Raw genomic sequence first — 18,799 nt, 5'->3', positions numbered from 1 at the left:
CGCGAATTCAACAGACCTTGCGTCGGGAGTGTCTCGAATGCGACACGCGGGCTGGTTGTGCCGTCTTGCTTTGTTCTGTGTGGTGGTGCTGCTGCTCGGGCGGGGGCATGAAGGCCTGGCGCTGGCAGGACCTCCGGAGCCGCGGCTCGTGCCGCTGTCGCCGCCAGGCGGCGGGGTAGCGCTCTCCTCGATTCCCTTCCGACTGCCGAGCGACGGTGTCGGGGGGCTGTCCCTGGGGCCTCGGGTCGATGCGCCGCCGGTCGAGGACGTGGGGGCGCCGTTCGGCGAGATGGTGCTGCCCGACAAGGCGCGGGTGGTGGCGTTCGAGGGGGCCGTGCTGGAGATCCCTCAAGGCGCGGTGGACGAGCCGGTGAGGATCACGATTCGCCCGCTCGACCAGGGCGAGGTGCGTCCGATGGGGCGCGCGATGGTCAACGTCACGCCCGGGGGGAGAGGGTACCGCTTCGGGCCGCACGGGCTCAGGTTCAAGAAGCCGGTGCGGCTGACGTTGCCTTATGACGAGCACGCGATTCCCCCGGGGATGACCGCGCAGCACGTGACGGGCTTCTACTTCGACGAGGCGCTGGGCCAGTGGGAGCACGTCGCGCGGGACGGCGAGGCCGCGAAGGGCAAGCTGGCGAGCCTGACCGACCACTTCACCGACTTCGTGAATGCCACGCTCGCGATGCCGGACGCGCCGGGCACGCGCAGCTTCGATCCGAACAGCATCAAGGGGCTCGCGCTGGGGAGCCCGTTCGCCGCGGTGACGGTGGTCGCGCCGCCGGAGGCGAGCTCCAGCGGCGCTGCGCGGCTGAGCCATGCGATCGAGGTCCCGCCGGGGCGCAACGGGATCGAGCCGGCGCTCGCGATCGCCTACGACAGCGAGCACCGCAACGGTTGGCTCGGCGTGGGATGGGATCTGCGGCTGTCGAGCATCGAGATCGACACGCGCTTCGGGGTGCCGACGTACGCGGCGGGTGAGGCGCCGCGCTACCTGCTCGACGGGAGCGAGCTCGTGCAAGTCGAAGGCGGCGCCTGCGGCGACCCGTGCCTGTTCCGGCGGCGGGTGGAAGGGCGGTTCGACCGCATCGTGCGGCACGGCACCGGGGCGGCCAGCTACTTCTGGGAGGTGACGGACAAGGACGGGACAACGGTTGTCTATGGCCGCGACGCGAACGCGCGGCTCGACGATCCCGAGCCGGGGCCGGGCCAGCCGCGCAACGTGTTCCGCTGGTACCTCGACGAGGTGCGCGACACGTTCGGCAACCAGATGCGGGTCCACTATGATCGGGAGGTCGAGGCCGGTCCGCCGCCGCGCATCGAGGTGCACCCCGAGCGCATCGAGTACACGGCGAACGCGTCACGAGGGGTCGAAGCGGCCTATGCCGTGGACTTCGTGTCCGAGAGCGGGCGGCCCGACGTCATGCTCAGCGGCAGGCCCGGCTTTCTGGAGCAGACCGAAAAGCAGCTCTCGCGTGTGGACGTGCGGTTCGGCGACGTCGTGGTCCGCAGCTACGCGCTCCGTTACATCGACGGCGATTTCGGCAAGCGCCTGCTGCAGGCCATCGCGTTCCACGGGCGAGGCGCGCGGCAGGCGGGCGGGCAGGTGACGGTCGGCGAGGAGCTGTACCGGCATACGTTCGAGTACTTCACGGCGCCCCGCACCGCGTCCGGCGAGGTGGCGGCGTTCGCGCAGGCGGCCGAGGCATGGGGACAGGCCCAGGCGAAAAGCGGCCTGTCGCGCACGGAGGACTCGACCGCGGGCGGCAGCGCGTCGGTGGGGCTCGGCATCGGCATGTTCTCGATCTCGGTCGGCGGGGGCGGCTTCTTCGGCGACGAGACGGTGCGCAAGAGCGTGTTCGACCTCAACGGCGACGGGATGCCCGACTTCCTGGAGGACAGCGGCGATGTCGGGCTGAACCTGCTTCGCGCGGCGTCCGGGAGTCATGTGACGGCGGCGAGCGCGCTCGGCTTGTTCGACAGGGATCTCGGCCTGACGGACCGCTCGGGATGGAGCGTGTACGCGGGGCTGAACGTCGCGGCGCTGAGCGGCTCGGTGGGGTACACGCGGAGCAGCACCGAGGACGAGCAGATCGTCACGGACATCAACGGCGACGGCTACCCTGATCTGGTGTCGGGCGGCCCGCTCGGGGGCGTCTACGCCGCGCTCAACGACCGGCGAGGCCGCTTCGGGAGCAAGCAGCCGTGGGGCGCGCTCGACACGAGCGGCGCGCCGTCCGGCCGTCCCGACCTGGCCCAGGCGGCGCGCAAGGACTTGCATCCGGCCGATCCGCTGCTGCGCTGGATCGCGCCGTTCGAGGGAGACATCCGCATCGGCGGAGCGCTGCAGAAGCAGGAGGCGGGCGGCGATGGGGTGCGGGTGCAGATCGTGCGGAGCGGCGAGGCCGAGCCGCTCTTCGACGATGTGCTCGACGGAGACGAGCTGACTCCGTGCCTCCTTGGCGCGCATCGATGCGGCGGTGATGTCCTCACGACGCACGTGGCCGCGGGCGACCGGATCTACTTCCGGGTGAGCGCGGCGCCGGCGATCGACCCCGAGCGGCGCGTGGACACGGCGGCTGACCTGGTCTCGTGGAGCCCGTCGATCACCTACGAGGTGAGCGAAACGCAGCTCGCGCAGGCGGGGCCGGACGGGGCGCCGATCCACCGCTTCGAGTACAGCCACGACCACCGGCTCGCGGGGCGGCCCGACGTGCCGTGGGTGGCGCCGGCCGACGGCAGCGTCCGGATCTCGGGCGACCTCACGAAGTGGGCGACGAGCGATGAGCTGTGGGTGGAGATCGTGCGGGAGCGCGGCAGCGCCGCGGCGGAGTCGATCCTGGCGCTGCAGCACGTCGATGCGGGCGCCGGCGGGCTCGAAATGGGCGCGCTGCTGCCCGACGCGATCCCGGTGCTCGCGGGCGATCGCCTCCGGTTCCGGGTGAAGGCGGAGCTGCCCGATGACCCGGCGCGCATCGCATGGATCCCGGTGGTTCGCTACGAGGAGTACACGCGCGTGGACCGGGCGACGGGCGCGCCGCGGCGCGGGCAAGTGCAGTGCAGCGCGCAGCCGAATGGCCGCACCGGCTGCACGCTGCACAACGATGGGCCCGGGGACGCGCCGCTGCCGCTCGCGCTCATCGAGCAGCGGGCGCATGTGTCGATGCCTGTCGCGAGGTGGTCGCATGCGACGCGCCCGCGGCCGTGGATCGCGCCGAGCACGGGGACAGCGCGGCTCGAGGGAATGCTGTTCGTGCCGGGGACCTATACATTCACTCAGCCGCTGACCCTGGTCGTTCAGGGCGTGCATCGGCTGCTCTTCAAGCAGGCGTATTCCGCGCCGAGCGCTGCTGGGACGGCATTCCCCGTGGACATCGACCTGGAGGTCCAGGCCGGCGAGCCGATCTTCGTCACGGCCTTCGCGCAGGTGCCGCCTACGGGCGCCGCGCTGAACGCGACGATCGACGGGGAGCCGGTGTCGCTCGGCGTCTTCGCGCCCGAGGCGGCGGCGAGCGCCGGGTCAGAGGACCCGATGGCCGGCGGGTTCCATGGCTGGTCGGTCGGCTTCCTCGATGGAGATCGCGCGTTCTCGGAGGCGGACATCGCCTTTCCGACGCTCCACCCGGAGCGCGGCTTCACGCTCGCGGTGCCGCTGCCGCAGGGGAGCGCGCCGGTGTGGGGCGCGGCCGCGTCGGAGGCGTTCGTCGGGGCGAATGCGGTCAAGCCGTCGATCGTGGGCAAGGTGAGGCGGGGAGACGGTCAGCTCGGCCGGCTGCGCAGCGCGGAGACGTGGAACGCGGAGATCAGCGCCAACCTCGGGCCACTGGGGGCGGGCTACAGCTTCGGCAGCACCACGTCGGACCTGGACCTCATCGACATCAACGGCGATCGATTGCCCGACAGCGTGACGCGCGAAGGCGCGGTGCTCAATACGGGGCGAGGGTTCGGGCCGCGGGACAGCTGGTCGCTGCCGGAAGCGCTGCGGCGGATCGAGCACCGTGCGATCCGGCTGGAAGGGAGCGCATCGGTCACTGTCGACAGCGAGATCCAGACGATCTCCAAGACCACGAGCGAGGGGCGCTTCGAGGGGTACCTGCACACGCAATTCCGCGTTGGGACGAGCTACGGCCTGTCTGCCACGCACGTGGATCTTGTGGACGTCAACGGCGATGGTCTGGTGGACCAGGTGACGCAGGATCCCCAGAGCGGGGTGATGAGGGTGGCGTTCAACCTGGGGCATCGGTTCGCGGGGCCGGCGCCGCTGGAGCGGGCGCGCTTCGAAAAGAGCGACTTCAACGCGGGAACGCTGCGCGAGACGCTCGGCGACATCTTGAGCGAATTCACGGACGCGGCCGGGGTGAACGCGGTGCGGCTGGAGGACACGGGCGCGAACAGCGTCGGCGTCGGCGTGGACGCGACCGTGGCCGCCGCCGGCGCGGGGTACACGTACACGACGGCGCGGACCGTGGTGGACTTCGCGGACGTGAACGGCGACGGGCTGCCGGACAAGGTGATGAAGGACCCGGAAGAGCCGTGGTTCCGGGTGCAGCTCAACCTCGGGAGCCGCTTCGCGCCGGAGGAGTCCTGGCCCGCGGGGGCGTGGGGTGTGTCGATCGATCCGCCGGAGTACGCGTTCATGGGCGGGGGCGACGCGGTGAGCTTCCGCAGGTCGGAGAGCTATGAGGGCAGCTTCAAGGTCGATGTCTGCTACTTCGTGTGCGTCGGCGGGTCGGTGTTCTACTCGGAAGGCGGCGGCTCATCGCACCTCGCGTTCGAGGACATCGACGGCGATGGGCTTCAGGATCACGTGCTCAAGCGGGACGGCGACGCGACGGTGTACGCGCGGGTCAACGCGCTCGGCAAGACGAACCTCTTGCGGCGGGTGAGCCGGCCGCTCGGCGGGAGCATCGAGCTGGACTACCAGCGCGAGGGCAACCTGGTCGTGCCGAGCGAAGGGGCGCTCGGCGAGATGGACAGGGCGCCTCAGGTCGATATGCCGTCGAGCCAGTGGGTGATGAGCGAGGTGACGGTGCACGACGGCGTGGAGGGCGCGCCGGGGGTGTACGGGGTGCATGCGTACCGGACGAGCATCGCGACGCACGCGGATGGGGTCTACGACCGGGAGGAGCGGGTCGAGCTCGGGTACGGGCTCGTGACGACGACGGCGCTCGGCGAGGATGGCGTCACGGCGATGTCGAGCGAGGACGTCGAGCACCTGAACCACGACGTCTACCGTCGCGGCTTGGTAGCGCGCTCGACGCTGCGCGACGGCGACGGGCTGCTCTACACGGTGAACGAGGTAGACTACGCGCCGCCGCCCGAGGGGCTGGAGCCCAGGGTGGGCTGGTTCTTCCCCAAGGAGACGGAGCGGAGGAGCGCGTTCTACGAGGGGACGACCGACGACCCGAGCGCGCCGCACAAGAGCACGCGCGAGACGCGGGTCTTCGACGAGCTCGGCAACCTGATCGAGCTGCACGCTGACGGCGAGGCCGATACGCCGGACGACAACGTGCATCAGAGGGTGGACTACACGGAGCCTGGCTCGGCTTATATCGTGAAGCCGGAGCTCGTCGAGACGACGGACGAGCAGGGGCGTGTGCTGCGCCGGCGAACGGCGACGTACTGGACGGGAACGGGCGCGTTGCACACCGTCACGAACGTCATCTCCGGCGGCAAGCGGGCGGATGGGACGACTTACGCGAACGCGGAGGCCACGTGGAGCTATGAGTTCGACGACTTCGGCAACCTCGAGACGTCGACCGACCCGAACAGCTACAAGCTGACCTACAGCTACGATGAGGTCACGCACAGCTACCGCACGTGCGCGAGCGATAGCTTCGGGTACCATTCGAACAGCGTGCCGAATCTGCTGTATGGCACGGTGGCGCAGGAGACCGACGTCAACGGGCACACGATGGTGCACCGGGTGGACGACTTCGGGCGGCTCACCGAGGTCTGGGGGCCGAGCGACCTCGCGGAGGACGGCGAGGACGCCGGGCCAGTCGGGTGCACGCCAACGACGGTGTACGATCCGGAAGCGCTCGTGGGCGAGGGCGAGCCGACGATCGGGTTCGAGTACGCGCTTCAGCCGGACCAGACCGCCGCGCTGCCGGCGTGGGCGAAGACGAGCCACAGGGACGTGGAGCACCCAGGCGATCCGATCGTGACGATGACGTTCGCGGATGGGCTGGGGCGCGTGCTGCAGACCAAGAAGGACCACGAGCGGGACACGGGAACGGGCGCCGAGGTCGGGATGACGGTCAGCGGGGCGGTGGCGTTCGACGCGCTCGGCCGCGTGGTGGAGCAGGGGCAGCCGGGCTTCAGCGCGGAGCCGGGCACGGCCTTCGTGAGCCTGGCGCTGCTGCGGCCGACGCTCACGCGTTACGACGCGGCCTCGCGTGTGCGGGAGGTCGCCATGCCGGACACGAGCGCGCCGGGCGGCTACGCGCGGACGGCGATCGAGCACGACCTGGTGGCGCTGGAAGGACGGCTGCTCTTTCAGGAGATGGTGATCGACGCCAACGCGAAGATGCGGAACACGTACCGGGACGTGGGCGGGCGGATCGCGGCGGTGGAGGAGTTCAACCGGATCAAGGGGGTGGAGACGCGGATCGTGACGCGTTACCAGCACAACCCCCTCGGCGAGCTCGTGCGGGTGACGGACGCGCGCAACAATGCGACGACGGCGACGTACGACTCGGTGGGCCGGATGGTGACGCTGGTGAGCCCCGACGCTGGGCGTACGGAGTGGCGGTACGATCTGGTCGGGAACCTTCGCGCCAAGCAGACGGCGGAGCTCGCGGCGCGGGGGCAGCTGATCCGGTACGAGTACGACTTCAACCGGCTGCGGAAGATCGACTATCCGGTGACGCAGGACGTGGTCTACACGTACGGCGAGCCAGACGACGCCGGGGATGAGCAAGGCAACCGAGCGGCGCGGCTGGTGGAGGAGACGAGCGCGGCGGGCAAGCGGAGCTTCCGTTACGATCGGTTCGGCAACACGGCGGAGCTGACCTCGGAGTTCCCGAGGCTGCGCGAGCCGCACCGCGGGTCGTACCAGGCGACGCTGAAGTACGTGTTCGACGCGCTGGGACGGATGCAGGAGATCCACTTCCCGGGGTCGGGCGAGGAGGTCGTGCGCTACGGGTACGACCGAGGCGGCGCGGTGGTGTCGGTGGTCGGGGAGAACCAGCGCGTCAATCCGCAGCACCCGAGCGAGCCGAGGACGACGGAGTACCTGAGGCATATCGGGTATGACGAGTTCGGGCAGCGGGTGCGTGTGGTGGCGGGCAACGGGATCGAGACGAAGTACCGGTACGACGAGTCGACGCGGCGGATGACGGAGGTCAACGCGGACCACCGGAGCGCGCAGATGCGGTCGATGGGGCGGCCGCCGAGGCCGTTCCAGCGGCTGCGCTACCGGTATGACCTCGTCGGCAACATCCGGGAGCTGAACAACGAGGTGCCGTTCGACGAGTCGCTGGGCGGGGCCGTCATGGTGGCGCGGACGCAGCAGCGGTTCGCGTACGACGACCTGAACCAGTTGACGGAGGCGTCGGGGAGCTACCAGGAGCGGGGAAACGAGCAGGAGCGGTACACGCTGGGCATCGACTACGACGTCCTCGGGAACGCGACGGCGAAGCGGCAGGAGGTCGCCCGGTACGGGCGGGTCGGGCCGGACAACTGGCAGCTGCAGTATCCGATTCGGGAGAGGACGTACCGGAACGACTACCGCTACACCGGGCCGAGGCCGCACGCGGCGACCCAGGTGGACGAGTACGTGCCGGCGGAGTCGCAGCCGCGGCTGAGGGAGCTGTCGTACGACGCGAACGGCAACCACAAGCAGTGGAAGTACCGGAACAACTTGCAGCGCACGCTGAGCTGGGACGAGGACAACCGGCTGGTGTCGGTGAGTGAGAACGGGCAGGAGATGTCGCGTGCGCTGTACGACGGTGCGGGCGAGCGGCGGGTGCATCGGCACGGGGTCGCCGGGGAGGAGGAGACGGCGTACGTCGATCAGCACCTCGTGGTGCGCAACGGGGTGATCGCGACGAAGCACCTGTTCGCGGGCGAGACGCGGATAGCGAGCAAGATCGACGCGGACTGGTTCCAGAGGCCGCCGGTGCTGTACTACCACTCGGACCACCTCGGGAGCACGCAGTACGTCACCGACCAGGACCAGGCGCTGAGCCAGCACGTGGAGTACCTGCCGAGCGGGGAGCTGTGGGCGGACCAGACGGACTCGCGGTTCCAGAACCGGCAGCCGTACCTGTTCACCGGGAAGGAGCTCGATCTGTCGACGGGGCTCTACCACTACGGGGCGCGGAGCTATGAACCGCGGCTCGGGGTGTGGCTGAGCCCGGATCCGATCCTGGACCAGTACATGAGGGGGGCGCCGAACGGCGGCGTCTACAGCCCCTCGAACCTCTGGCTGTACACCTATACGGGCAACAACCCTGTTGTATGCATCGACAAGGATGGCCAGTTCGCCTGGGTTGCTGTCGCCGCCGTAGCCGTCGGTGTGCTCCTTACGCCGCAGTACGCGAACGCACCTCGACACAATGAGCCCATCCACAACAGCAAGTCGAGCCTGGAGCTTGGCCACGAGATGGCCCAGAACTCCCTCACGGCGTACAGCGTGATGACCAATCCTGCTGCATTCGCTCAGGCCTACATGCAGCAGCAAGCGATAGCGACGATCAAGGATGCCGCCGATACGGTCGATCCGAGCGGGACGCTCCGTGGGGCCATCGAGAAGGTTGAGCCTGTCGCGTCAATGGTGACCCCAGCGGGCAAAGGAGGCGGGCCAAAGCTCGGCGTCAAAGCCGCCGCACCCAAGGCGCCGAAGGCAGCAAAGCCCGATGGCTACGCAGGGCGATATGCGGATGGAACCTTGGTGAAGGAGAGCCAGCGACCCCCGCACGTGAGTGGTCCGGATCCGGCTGCGGGGGGGCGGCCTCACACGGTCCTGCGATGGGATGCGAACGGCAGGCTTTACGGCGCCAAGGAGTTCGGCAACGGCGGCATCCATCCCACCAGGGACATGAGCTTCACCCAGCCGACATTTCCGAACGGGACCGTGCGTCCAGGGCATGGGTCTCCTCCCACTGCGCATCCATATTCCCCAAACCCGACGGGAGGCTCACCAAAGAGAGGAAAAGAGGGGCCCCTGAACCCATAGCTCGGAGAACGCCATGAACCAAGAGATTAGTCGACTCGGCTGTGTGCTGAAGTATAGAATTCAGTCTGATTCCTATATCGAGAAGCGCTCGTTTCTATGCTCGAAGGCGTGGGCCATGGCCGCGGCGGCCGCGTCTGAACGGTTCTACTGCGATTTCTTTACGTTTCCCGGCTGGACGTCGCCTGATGATATGATGGATTTCGGTCGTGTCTGGGGGCGATTTCCCCTGACGGACCATAGTGCTCTTTGCGTCCAGATTAATGCGTCTCCCATTGATGATACTCTCGGAGATTCCGTGTTCGATCTGCTCCCAGAGCCGCTGATCGAGCAGGTTCGCGCAGATCTTCCTCGCATCAATTGCCTCGAAGGCCTCTCCCAGGACGATTGGCCGCGCTCGCTTCAGAAAGCCCTTGATACGCCGCTGTCGCGGTTGCTCAACGGTGTCGTTCTTGCTGATGATGTCGAGAGTTGTGCACTGATCTACGGCGACGTGAACGATGAAACGGATACCGTCGTCTGCGAACCGAGTCGGATGGTTGCCGCATTCATGGTTCATCTGTCGCTGCGGTGCGACGAACCTTTGCTGGTGATGTCGGGCCAAGGTGCATAGTGAGGCGATGCTTGAAAATGAAATTTTGATTGCCGAGAAGGGGAAAATTTCTGCACGGGTACGTCGCCGCTCGCGTGCAAGTCACCCGCGGGCGCGCGGCGACCGCGCGTGCCGCCGATGCCTCTGCCGGGGCCAAGCCATCGACAAGGCCCCAGCGGCCACGCGTCGGCCGAGTGAGCGCCGAAGAGGCGGCACCAGGGCGCCAAAGCCGGCGAGCGGCGCGCCCGGCGGGCGGCGGCGCTGCATCGGTGCCCGCGGCAGCAGCCGGCGATGCCGAGGATCGATCAGCTGGGCGCCGCGTCCGGCGCCCGGGGCCACGGACTTGCCGCGAGCCGCTCCCGAGTGTCGGCGTTCTCGAGGGTCTGCTTCCAGGACTTGGGAGCTAGCTCGATGACTCGATCCGGCGGCCAGGTGGGCAGCAGGATCAGCACGTCGCGCAAGTAGGCCCAGGGCTCGATGCCGTGCAGCGCGCAGGAGGCGATGAGCGACACGATGGTGGCGTTCCACTCGGCGCCGTCCTTGCTGCCAACGAAGAGCCAGTTCTTACGGTTATGTGGAGCTCCACATAAAAGGAAGTCCTGGCTCTTCTTCGGCAGCGACGACCACGCCTCTGCCGCGGCCAACCTCTTCTCGCTCGTGGCGAGCTGCAAGCTCCACGGTCTCGACCCCGAGGCCTACCTGGCCGACGTCATCCGCGTGATGCCCTACTGGCCGCGGGACCGCTACCTCGAGCTCGCCCCCAGGTACTGGGCGCGCACCCGCACCCGGCTCGTCGCCGACGAGCTGAAGCTCGCCCTCGGGCCGATCACCGTCCCGCCCCCGCTTCCCGCGGAAGAGCAGCGCACGACGAGCTGACCGGACCGCTTCCATCGCCCCCCATCCTGCACCAGCTGACCGAGGTTGGGGCCGACGGCGCTTCATGCAGCGCTTACAAAGCATCGGACCGGCGGGAGACCTGGGACCACGAAGTTTCCTGGCGCCAAGGGGCCACCCGAAAACTGGAACAAGGCTGGACAGGATCAGTTGGATGACATCCTGACCAGCCCAGGGTCAACAACAACGCCCCTCGGCCGAGGGGGCTGGCAGGTCAGCGCGCCTGATGGAAGAGGTGCTCGGTTCAATGCGGATGGCTCCTTCGGTGGTTTCGTGGAATAGTACTAGGTGAGGCAGATGTCACCCGAGATGCTCTGGAACCGTGTGCGGCAGTGCTTTGAGACCAATGATGGCTCTCTTCCAACCGTCGAGCTTCAGAACCTAACAAACGGTGAAGTTGCGGACCTATACTCGTCGATTCGACGCGGGTCCCATATTGTCAGTCGAGATGCGACATTCTGGGACACGCAGGCAACAACAGATCGTGGACTGGACGAGGTGCCCAATGCCGCTCTGCTGGTTAGCACCCGCCAAGCATCACCCTTCCACTTCGCAATCGAGGGAGCTAGCGCTTGCGAAGTCATCATTCCGTGTCTCGGCGTTCACGTCTTTCAGGACACCATCGCGTTCGACTACCGCATGGGAGCAGAGTGGGGTGGGCAGCAGGTATTCGCGCTTTTTTCATGGCTGGAGCATCTTCTGTCAAGGACACGTGCAGGGGTTCTCGCTCCCAGTGCGAACGAGGGGCCTCCGGACCCGGAAGCGTTCATGCTCGCGTGGAAGCTCTTCCGAGAGTGGAGCGCCGGTGGAGTAGACAGGGAGTGACCTATGCGTGCTACACCCTCGCGTTCGTCATGAACCGTATACGGCGCGTGCGGCCGCGTCTGTGGGGATCACCGTCCAGATCAGCTCGAGGAGGGCGCGCGGCTCGACCCCACCGTGGGGGGACGGCTCCCGACCGTTGACGTGAGTCCGGGTCTCAGCGGCGCTCGAGCGCGTTGCGTGCGGCTGCGAGCTCGCGCGGCTTGCCCTGGAGCGGGAAGACGTCTGCCGGCCCCGGGACGCCATGAATTCGCGGTGCGTCGCGATGACGAGAGCCGCGGTTCGGCCGGAGAGCCGACCGCGCGCGGACATGACGACCACGGCGATCGCGCCGGGCTCCGGAGCGTGGGTGGCCTCGTCGAGCCGTGCGCGGAGGCCGGGACGAGGACGGGAGCGGTGCTGTGCTTCTGCGTGTATGGGCGGGGCGCGGTCCGGGTCACATGCCCTCATCGGCCGGCGGGAGCTCGGGGGCTTAGACGGCCTCGTCGACCGGCAGCAGCCGCGCGGCAAAGAAGCGCCCGTTAAACCACCATGGCACGTCGTGGCGGCGACCCTCGTGCAGAAGAGCGCCGCCCGCGTCGAGCGTGCCGGCGCGGAGCGCCGCCCAGACCTCGCGCGAAAACATCATCGGTTCGGCCGGCGAGCTGTCCGGCGGAGCAGGGGAGGGGCGCGGAGCGTCTCGGGGCAACACCGGGACGACGCGAAAGCCGCCGCGGCCCGCGAAGTCCTCGCCATGCACGCCCCTCCGCGGATGGATCCAGTCGCCATCGAGCGCGACGTGGGCGAGGCCGAGCGCACCGGGCGCGTCCTGCGCGCCGGAGCCCTGCGCGCGGAGCGGGGCGGGGATCTCGCTCGGCGAGAGCCGGTCGAGCGGCGTGCGCGGTATCGGACGGGTGATCGCTTCGGGGCTGCGCGCTGTCGCAAAGCCGGTGTTCGGGAACCGCTCGGAGGCCGCGCTGCCCGGCGTGGATGTCGCCTCAGCGGCGGCACGTGCGCGCCGCGGAGTTCTCGAGCCGAGCTTGCCAAGACGGCTGCCTGCACCGGCCCGCAACAGCATGGACGCGCTCTGGTCCGAGGCGATTGATGCCGGTCCCCCTCAGGATCCCATGATGACGTTGCCTGGGAGGCGGTATACTATGCGGCGACAGCGCAGCACTATCGAAAGGATCAGGCGGGAAAAGACGATCTCGTCAGCTTTGCCGGCTTCACGCCCCCGAGAGGATGATCCACCATGGAAACCTGGTTTGCTCCCTCCAGAATCCAAACGAAACAGATCAAACACCCCCGGGCCTGGGATGGAAAGAACCTGACCAAGGACGACGTTGCCTTCGATCTCGGGCCCAGACACCTGGAGGCCTTTGACCGCGTGATCCAGGAAGTCCGGAGGCGCAGCGTCACGCTCGAGAACGCTTCCAACGAGGATTTTCAGCTCGAGGACATCCAGGACGATGTGCAGCTCATCGCCGACAGGATCCTGAATGGCCGCGGCGTGGTCATCGTTCGCGGATGGCCGATGGACCGCTGTACGGAAGCGGAGATTGCTCTCCTCTACTGGGCACTGGGCAAGCAATGGGGAGAGCCCATCGTCCAAAGCTGGAAAGGGGATCGTCTCGGCTATGTGACCGATGTTCCCCAGCTGGTGCCGGGGACGCGGGGCAAAGGGTTCACCTCCGAGAACGCGATGACGCTCCATACCGATTACGGTGGCATCATGGGGCTGATGGCCATCCGGCGGGCCAGATCGGGGGGGTTGAGCGGCCTGGCCAGCGGGATAGCGATTCATAACCGCATTGCCGCCACGTATCCGGAATATCTGGCGCCTCTGTACGAGGGCTATTACATTTACTGGACGGGCAACGAGAAGAAGGGTGAGCGTCCAATCAACCCCGACTACCGCGTGCCCCTCTTCAGCGAGCTCGACGGGCAGGTCAGCGTTTCTTTCATGAACAAAAGGGTGGTCGAGCAGGCGGTCGCGCAGCGGAAAGAACCGCTCACGGAGCTGCAGCGCGAGGCGCTCGAATACTTTCATGCCGTCGGGGATGAACTGAAATTCACCTTCATGCTGGAAGCGGGCGAGGCGTTGTTCGTCAACAACTACGCCATTCTGCACGACCGCGCTCCCTTTGAGGACTGGCCGGAACAGGAACGCCGCCGCTTTCTCCTGCGGCTGTGGCTGAGGACCTCCCAGGAAAAGCAGCCGGTCCCTTCGAGCATCCGTCGCTTCTACGACACAATGGCTGGAAATTTCTCCCCGCCGACGGCGAAGTGATCTGGTGGTGATTGGCCCTCTTTCCCTGCAACCCTTCACGCGGGAGATCGACATGTCCAACAGCCTTGCAAGGTACACTGGCCATCCCGGGGCCTGGAGAGCCTCGGACCTGACGAAAGAAGAGATCTCCTTCGATCTCGGGCCCCGGCACCTGAGAGCGTTCGAAAGGGTCATGGATGAGGCGCGGAAACGCAACCTCACGCTCCGGACCGCCTCCGAGAGCGATTTTCCCCTCGTCGAGATTCACGACGATATCCGCCGGATCGCCGACGAAGTCCTCCACAAGCGCGGCGTCGTCATCATCCGCGGCTGGCCGGTCGGGACCTATACGCCGGAGGAGATGGGATTGTTGTTCTGGGCCGTGGGCAAGCAGCTCGGAGTGCCGGTTGAGCAGAGCCATCACGGCGACCGGCTGAACCAGGTCATCGATCGCGAGGGCGGGCGGGCCTACAACTCCAATATTCCCCTGGACATGCACAGCGACTTCGGCGCGCTGGTCGGTCTTCTGGCGATCCGCAAGGCCAAGCTGGGCGGCCACAGCGGAATCGCGAGCGCCCTCGCCATTCATGACAAGATCGTCGAGACCCACCCCGAATATCTCGCCCCGCTCCATGCCGGCTACTACGTCCATTGGCAGGGAGAGGAGGCGCAGGGCGAGCGGTCGCTGATAACCGATTACCGCGTTCCGGTCTTCAGCGAAGTCGAGGGCCAGCTCAGCGTCTTCATGGTCAAGCCGTTCGTCGAGCAGGCCGCGAGGAACAAGGAAATGACCCAGCTTCAGCGGGACGCGCTCGACTATTTCCAGCAGATCGCCGACAGCGACGAGTTCGCCTACAAGTTCATGCTGGAACCGGGAGAAGCCTCGTTGATGAGCAACTACACAGTCCTTCATTCGCGCTCCACCTTCGAGGATTGGCCCGAAGTCGGGCGGCGCCGGCTCCTCCTGCGGCTCTGGCTCAAGTTGCATCCCGGGGACCGCCGTCCCCTCCATCCCCATTTGCAACGCTTGCACACCCATGATGGGTTCTACGTGTCGGCCAAGAACGGCGAAGCGCCGCTGGTATCGGCCACGTGACGGAACCTCTACCTGAAAGGCGTCGATGATCGACCTGGCAATCGTCGGACTTGGGCGGTGGGGCACCTTCCTCGTGGATGCCGTGCAGGGCGTCAGCCCCAAAGTCCGTTTTACCGCCGCGGTCAGCCGTGCTCCCGGGCGCATCGAACAGGCGGCGGCCTCGCGGGGAATGAAGGTCCTCGCGTCGCTGGAAGAAGCGCTGGCCCAACCGACGATCGCGGGCATCGTGCTCGCCACACCCCATTCCCTCCACGCCGCGCAGATCGAGGCCTGCGTCCGCGCGGTGCGCCCCGTCTTCGTCGAAAAGCCGTTCACGCTCACCTCCTCCAGCGCGGTGCAGGCTTCCGCTGCCGCCTCGGCGGCGGGAGTCGTGGTGGCCACGGGGTTCAACCGTCGGTTTCTTCCCGCGATGCGCAAACTGAAGAGCGTCGTCGGGGAGGGCGGCCTGGGCACCCTTCGTCACATCGAAGGCAACTTTACCGCGAATCTCATCGGGCGATTTTCCCCCGGGCAATGGCGCTTGACAGCGGAGGAGAATCCGGCGGGCGGCTTCGCCGGGGGTGGCATTCATCTGATCGACGCGATCATCCATCTCGGCGGTCCCGTCACCGGCGTGTTCGCGGTGGGCTCCTCGCGCATCCCGGCCCTGGGGCCTCTCGAGGACACCGTCTCCGCCCTCTTCACCCTGGCCTCCGGAGCCACGGCCTCGGTGACGACGATGATGGCCACGGCGCCGACATTTCGCCTTCAGGTATTCGGGACCCAGGGTTCCGCGGAGATTCGTGGCCCGGACACGCTCGAAATTGTCGACCTCGCAGGCAAAGCTGGCCCCTTTTCCTTTGAGGCTGTCTCCACGGAGCGCGCCGAGCTCGAGGCTTTTGCCGATGCCATCTCCGGAGAGGCCCCGTATCCCATTCCCATGGACGAGGTGCTCAATGGCGTGGCGGCTTTCGAAGCCGTTGGCCGATCCCTCTCCACGGGCGGCCCTGCTTCCATTGCTGAGGGTGGGTGCCTTGAAGCTACAATGAATCGCCGACACGACCACTACCTGCTCACGCCGGGGCCCCTCACGGTCCCGACGGAGATCCGTGAGACGATGCTGCTCGACCGGAACCCCTACGCGGGCGACTTCGTCAACATGACCGCCGCGATCCGCCGCTATCTGCTCGAGATCGCCAACGGCACGGAGACGCATGCCTGCGTTCCCCTGCAAGGCAGCGCCAGCTACGCCATCGAAGCGGCCATGCAGACCCTGGTGCCTCGTACCGGCACGATCCTGATCGTGCAGAATGGCTTCTACGGAATCCGGCTCAGGGAGATCGCCGAGGGCATTGGCCTCAAGGTCACGACCCTCGACCTTCCGATGCTGCCGCTACCAACGCGCGACGATCTGGAAAGAGCCCTCGACGCCGACCCCTCCATCACGCACATCGCCATGTGCCACGCGGAGACCGGCACCGGTGTGCTCAATCCGATCGAGATGGTAGCGGAAGTGGCCCGGCGCAGGGGCAAGCGCCTCATCATCGATGCCGTCGCTTCCTTCGGCGGCTTTCCCATCGACGTGGCCACGCTCGATCTCGAGGCGCTCATCATCTCTCCCAACAAATGCCTGGAGAGCGTCCCGGGCATCGGCCTCGTCCTCGTCAACAAGGACGCCCTGGTCGCCTCGGCGGGCAGGTCCATGTCGCCCTCGCTCGATCTCCATGCCCAATGGAGCACGATGGAGAAGAGCGGCACCTGGCGCTGGACGCCGCCAACCCACGTTGTCGCGGCCCTGGCCAGGGCCTGCGAACGACACCGGCGGGAAGGCGGCGTGGCCGCCCGCGGGGCACGTTACCGGCGCAACTGGCGCATCCTGATCGACGGCTTCCGCCAATGGGGATTCCGGACCTTGATCCCCGACGAGGTGGCCATCCCCATCATCGCGACCTTCCATGTTCCCGAGCCGTTCGCGCATGATTTCCGGCCCTTTTACGAAGCGCTGGAGCGGCGCGGGATCACCATCTTCCCGGGACGGCTGACCGCCGCCGGAACGTTCCGCGTCGGTGTCATGGGCGATCTGGTCGAATCGGACATCCGCAGGATCATGAACGTCATCCGCGAAGTCCTCGGCGAAATCGATTCACGCTACAAGGACCTGCCGTGGATCAGCTAGGAGGTATTGCCGCCACGATGGCGTCCACCAGCGCATTTGCCGACGCGGGGACCATGTCGAGATAAAGCGCGGGATCGAGGACCTCAATCTCCATCAGGACAAACTGGCCACCGCGCAGGATGCCGTCGATCCGCGCGTAAACGGGACGACCAGGGACATGCCGCAAGACCTCTTTCGCGGCCGCCACATGCTCCTCCTCGGGAACGACGGACACCGGAACAAGTGGGCGGTAACGCATGTTCACTCGAAAATCGTCGGGATTGGGACGCTTCCGCACGCCATGGGCGAACCGCCCGTCGATAAACACGAGCGACAGCTCGCCTTCGCGGATTTCCGGCATGAATTCCTGGAGCAAGAGATCGTTCCGGCCCGTTTCGGTGCGGAGGGCCTCGGCCTGCGCGGCCACCTGGTGGCGCTCAACGAGGGTCACGCCCACGCCGCTCTCCCCGATGCAGGGCTTCAAGACGAGCCGATCTCCGGGAATTTCGGACGCCGTGGTTTCTATATCTGAATCTTGATCGAGGATGCGCGTGACCGGGCAGGGGACTCCGTGGGCGATGAGATCCAGCAAGTATCGCTTGTTCGAGTTCCATAGTAGCAGGTCGACCTCGTTGATCACGGGGATCGCCTCGTCACGCAATCGATGGATCCATCGAAAGAATTTCTCGCTCTGTTCCGTGTAGTCCCATACGGAACGGACGACCACGCCCGCCGCGTGGCCTTTGGCCTCCTCCTGCGGGTTGATCTGGTCCCAGGGGCGCAGGACGGTCTCCACGCCCCGATGTTCCAGGGCCTTCTTGAGCGCCAGATCGCAGCCGATTGCCTCGGGAGGGATCTTTGTGCAGGTCGCCAGTAGCAGCTTCACGGCACACCCTGCTTCTGGTCGACGGCGGCAACCACCCCCGCCTCGCTTCGGTTGTGTCGCTCAAGAAGCACAGCGTCATAGACCGCCCCGGTATGGAGAAGCGGGGTGACGCGCCACGACCCGGAAAGCTCCTTCTCGAACGGATAATTGCAGAGCGATTTGATGCCGTTGCCGTAGCGAAGGATGATCTTCGCCTGCCCGTGCATCTGGCCGCCCAGTTGCCGAAGAATGGCGGCCTTCTCCTTGACCAATCCGGCGATGATGAAATGGCTCGCCTGTCTGACACAAGGGATCGTTTCTAGCGGACGGCAGCTACACCGGATCCGCTCCGACAGACCCTGATGCATGACAAGCTCTTTTGCGAGACGGGTCGCTTCAGGATCGATGTCGTGGCACAGCAACTCCGCCTCACTTTCCCGGGCGAAAAGCAGCGCCGTGACGGGCAGCGCCCCGGCCCCTATGACAACAATCCTCGATTCTGGGCCTATCCCGGAAGCCGCCAATTCCGCCCGGAACGACCTCCGAAACTCCGTGTAAGTCGCGTCCAGATAGGCTTCCAAAGGCAAGGTTCCCTCTGCCAATCGTTGGCAGAGGTGGCGGGAACGGTCCTTTTCCAGGTCGCAGAGAGCGCGATCCAGGACATGGCGAAGCGTCGTGGCGGCGTGAAGAAGCTCGAGATCGCCTTCCCAACGCCGCCAGTGCGACGCGTTCTCCGCGTTCATGACGAACTGGCGAAGGGAGCCCAGCTTTTCTTCCAAGGGATCGAAATCGCCGCAGCGGCCGGCTTCCTGGCGAAGCTCTTCAAGCTCGGAGCTCAGGGCGCGCAACTCAGCCAAGAAAGAATGTTTGTTTGAGTGCATGAACCTTCTCGCCTGGAACCGTGTTGGGGAGATGTGTCGGAAGTTAAGCATCAACGAGGTGCTCTACAACTGGGACCGCCTCGGCGCTC

General features: G+C 66.6%; 11 protein-coding genes. 7 read left to right on the top strand and 4 right to left on the bottom strand.

Annotated features, from left to right (window positions below):
- The first annotated feature begins 82 nt into the window (after positions 1 to 82).
- Both WME97_RS42165 and WME97_RS42160 read left to right on the top strand, forming a co-directional pair.
- Positions 83 to 9,181, top strand: coding sequence for a SpvB/TcaC N-terminal domain-containing protein (locus WME97_RS42165; RefSeq protein WP_437546329.1), 9,099 nt, complete (start codon positions 83 to 85; stop codon positions 9,179 to 9,181).
- A 13-nt stretch (positions 9,182 to 9,194) separates the two neighbouring features.
- Positions 9,195 to 9,791 (top strand): hypothetical protein, encoded by a 597-nt coding sequence (locus WME97_RS42160; RefSeq protein ID WP_437546328.1) that lies wholly within the window; start codon positions 9,195 to 9,197, stop codon positions 9,789 to 9,791.
- Positions 9,792 to 10,075: 284 nt separating this feature from the next.
- Here WME97_RS42160 and WME97_RS42155 read toward each other — a convergent pair whose 3' ends face one another.
- On the bottom strand, positions 10,076 to 10,441 hold the full coding sequence (locus WME97_RS42155; protein ID WP_437546326.1) for a transposase domain-containing protein: 366 nt from the start codon (positions 10,439 to 10,441) through the stop codon (positions 10,076 to 10,078).
- On the opposite strand from WME97_RS42155, the gene WME97_RS42150 reads away from it, so the two are divergent.
- A complete protein-coding gene (locus WME97_RS42150) occupies positions 10,428 to 10,646 on the top strand; it encodes a transposase domain-containing protein (protein WP_437546324.1) in 219 nt (72 codons plus the stop codon). The two genes, WME97_RS42155 and WME97_RS42150, sit on opposite strands and share 14 nt — an antisense overlap.
- Positions 10,647 to 10,961: 315 nt before the next feature.
- The gene (locus tag WME97_RS42145; protein ID WP_437546322.1) at positions 10,962 to 11,489 is read left to right on the top strand and encodes a hypothetical protein; all 528 of its coding nucleotides are present in this window, start codon (positions 10,962 to 10,964) and stop codon (positions 11,487 to 11,489) included.
- A 469-nt stretch (positions 11,490 to 11,958) separates the two neighbouring features.
- Here the strand turns inward: WME97_RS42145 and WME97_RS42140 are convergent, their stop codons facing one another.
- Positions 11,959 to 12,543, bottom strand: coding sequence for a hypothetical protein (locus WME97_RS42140; protein ID WP_437546320.1), 585 nt, complete (start codon positions 12,541 to 12,543; stop codon positions 11,959 to 11,961).
- Between the two features lie 174 nt (positions 12,544 to 12,717).
- Between WME97_RS42140 and WME97_RS42135 the strand changes: the two genes are divergently transcribed.
- Genes WME97_RS42135 through WME97_RS42125 form a run of 3 tightly spaced genes read left to right on the top strand, consistent with a single transcriptional unit; the run spans position 12,718 to position 16,985 of the window.
- The gene (locus WME97_RS42135) at positions 12,718 to 13,755 is read left to right on the top strand and encodes a TauD/TfdA family dioxygenase (protein WP_437546319.1); all 1,038 of its coding nucleotides are present in this window, start codon (positions 12,718 to 12,720) and stop codon (positions 13,753 to 13,755) included.
- A 52-nt stretch (positions 13,756 to 13,807) separates the two neighbouring features.
- A complete protein-coding gene (locus tag WME97_RS42130; RefSeq protein WP_437546317.1) occupies positions 13,808 to 14,830 on the top strand; it encodes a TauD/TfdA family dioxygenase in 1,023 nt (340 codons plus the stop codon).
- 25 nt (positions 14,831 to 14,855) lie between these two features.
- The gene (locus WME97_RS42125; RefSeq protein ID WP_437546315.1) at positions 14,856 to 16,985 is read left to right on the top strand and encodes a 2-aminoethylphosphonate--pyruvate transaminase; all 2,130 of its coding nucleotides are present in this window, start codon (positions 14,856 to 14,858) and stop codon (positions 16,983 to 16,985) included.
- On the opposite strand, the gene WME97_RS42120 is transcribed toward WME97_RS42125, so the two are convergent.
- Together WME97_RS42120 and WME97_RS42115 are read right to left on the bottom strand one after the other, a co-directional pair.
- The gene (locus tag WME97_RS42120; protein ID WP_437546313.1) at positions 16,978 to 17,850 is read right to left on the bottom strand and encodes an ATP-grasp domain-containing protein; all 873 of its coding nucleotides are present in this window, start codon (positions 17,848 to 17,850) and stop codon (positions 16,978 to 16,980) included. The two genes, WME97_RS42125 and WME97_RS42120, sit on opposite strands and share 8 nt — an antisense overlap.
- Complete coding sequence (locus tag WME97_RS42115) at positions 17,847 to 18,710, bottom strand: nicotianamine synthase family protein (protein ID WP_437546311.1); 864 nt, start codon at positions 18,708 to 18,710, stop codon at positions 17,847 to 17,849. The genes WME97_RS42120 and WME97_RS42115 overlap by 4 nt, the downstream gene beginning before the upstream one ends.
- Positions 18,711 to 18,799: the final 89 nt, after the last annotated feature.

It is taken from the genome of Sorangium sp. So ce367, assembly GCF_051520455.1.
Taxonomy (GTDB): Bacteria; Myxococcota_A; Polyangia; order Polyangiales; family Polyangiaceae; genus Sorangium; species Sorangium cellulosum_B.
Note: the sequence above shows the minus strand (reverse complement) of the source record. Positions and strands in the feature narration are given on the sequence as shown.

What these genes read in the sequence shown, in the direction of transcription:
- WME97_RS42160 (WP_437546328.1), top strand. Translation starts at nt 9,195, where the DNA reads ATGAACCAAGAGATTAGTCGACTCGGCTGTGTGCTGAAGTATAGAATT.
- WME97_RS42125 (WP_437546315.1), top strand. Translation starts at nt 14,856, where the DNA reads ATGATCGACCTGGCAATCGTCGGACTTGGGCGGTGGGGCACCTTCCTC.
- WME97_RS42130 (WP_437546317.1), top strand. Translation starts at nt 13,808, where the DNA reads ATGTCCAACAGCCTTGCAAGGTACACTGGCCATCCCGGGGCCTGGAGA.
- WME97_RS42115 (WP_437546311.1), bottom strand. Translation starts at nt 18,710, where the DNA reads ATGCACTCAAACAAACATTCTTTCTTGGCTGAGTTGCGCGCCCTGAGC.
- WME97_RS42140 (WP_437546320.1), bottom strand. Translation starts at nt 12,543, where the DNA reads ATGCTGTTGCGGGCCGGTGCAGGCAGCCGTCTTGGCAAGCTCGGCTCG.
- WME97_RS42135 (WP_437546319.1), top strand. Translation starts at nt 12,718, where the DNA reads ATGGAAACCTGGTTTGCTCCCTCCAGAATCCAAACGAAACAGATCAAA.
- WME97_RS42145 (WP_437546322.1), top strand. Translation starts at nt 10,962, where the DNA reads ATGTCACCCGAGATGCTCTGGAACCGTGTGCGGCAGTGCTTTGAGACC.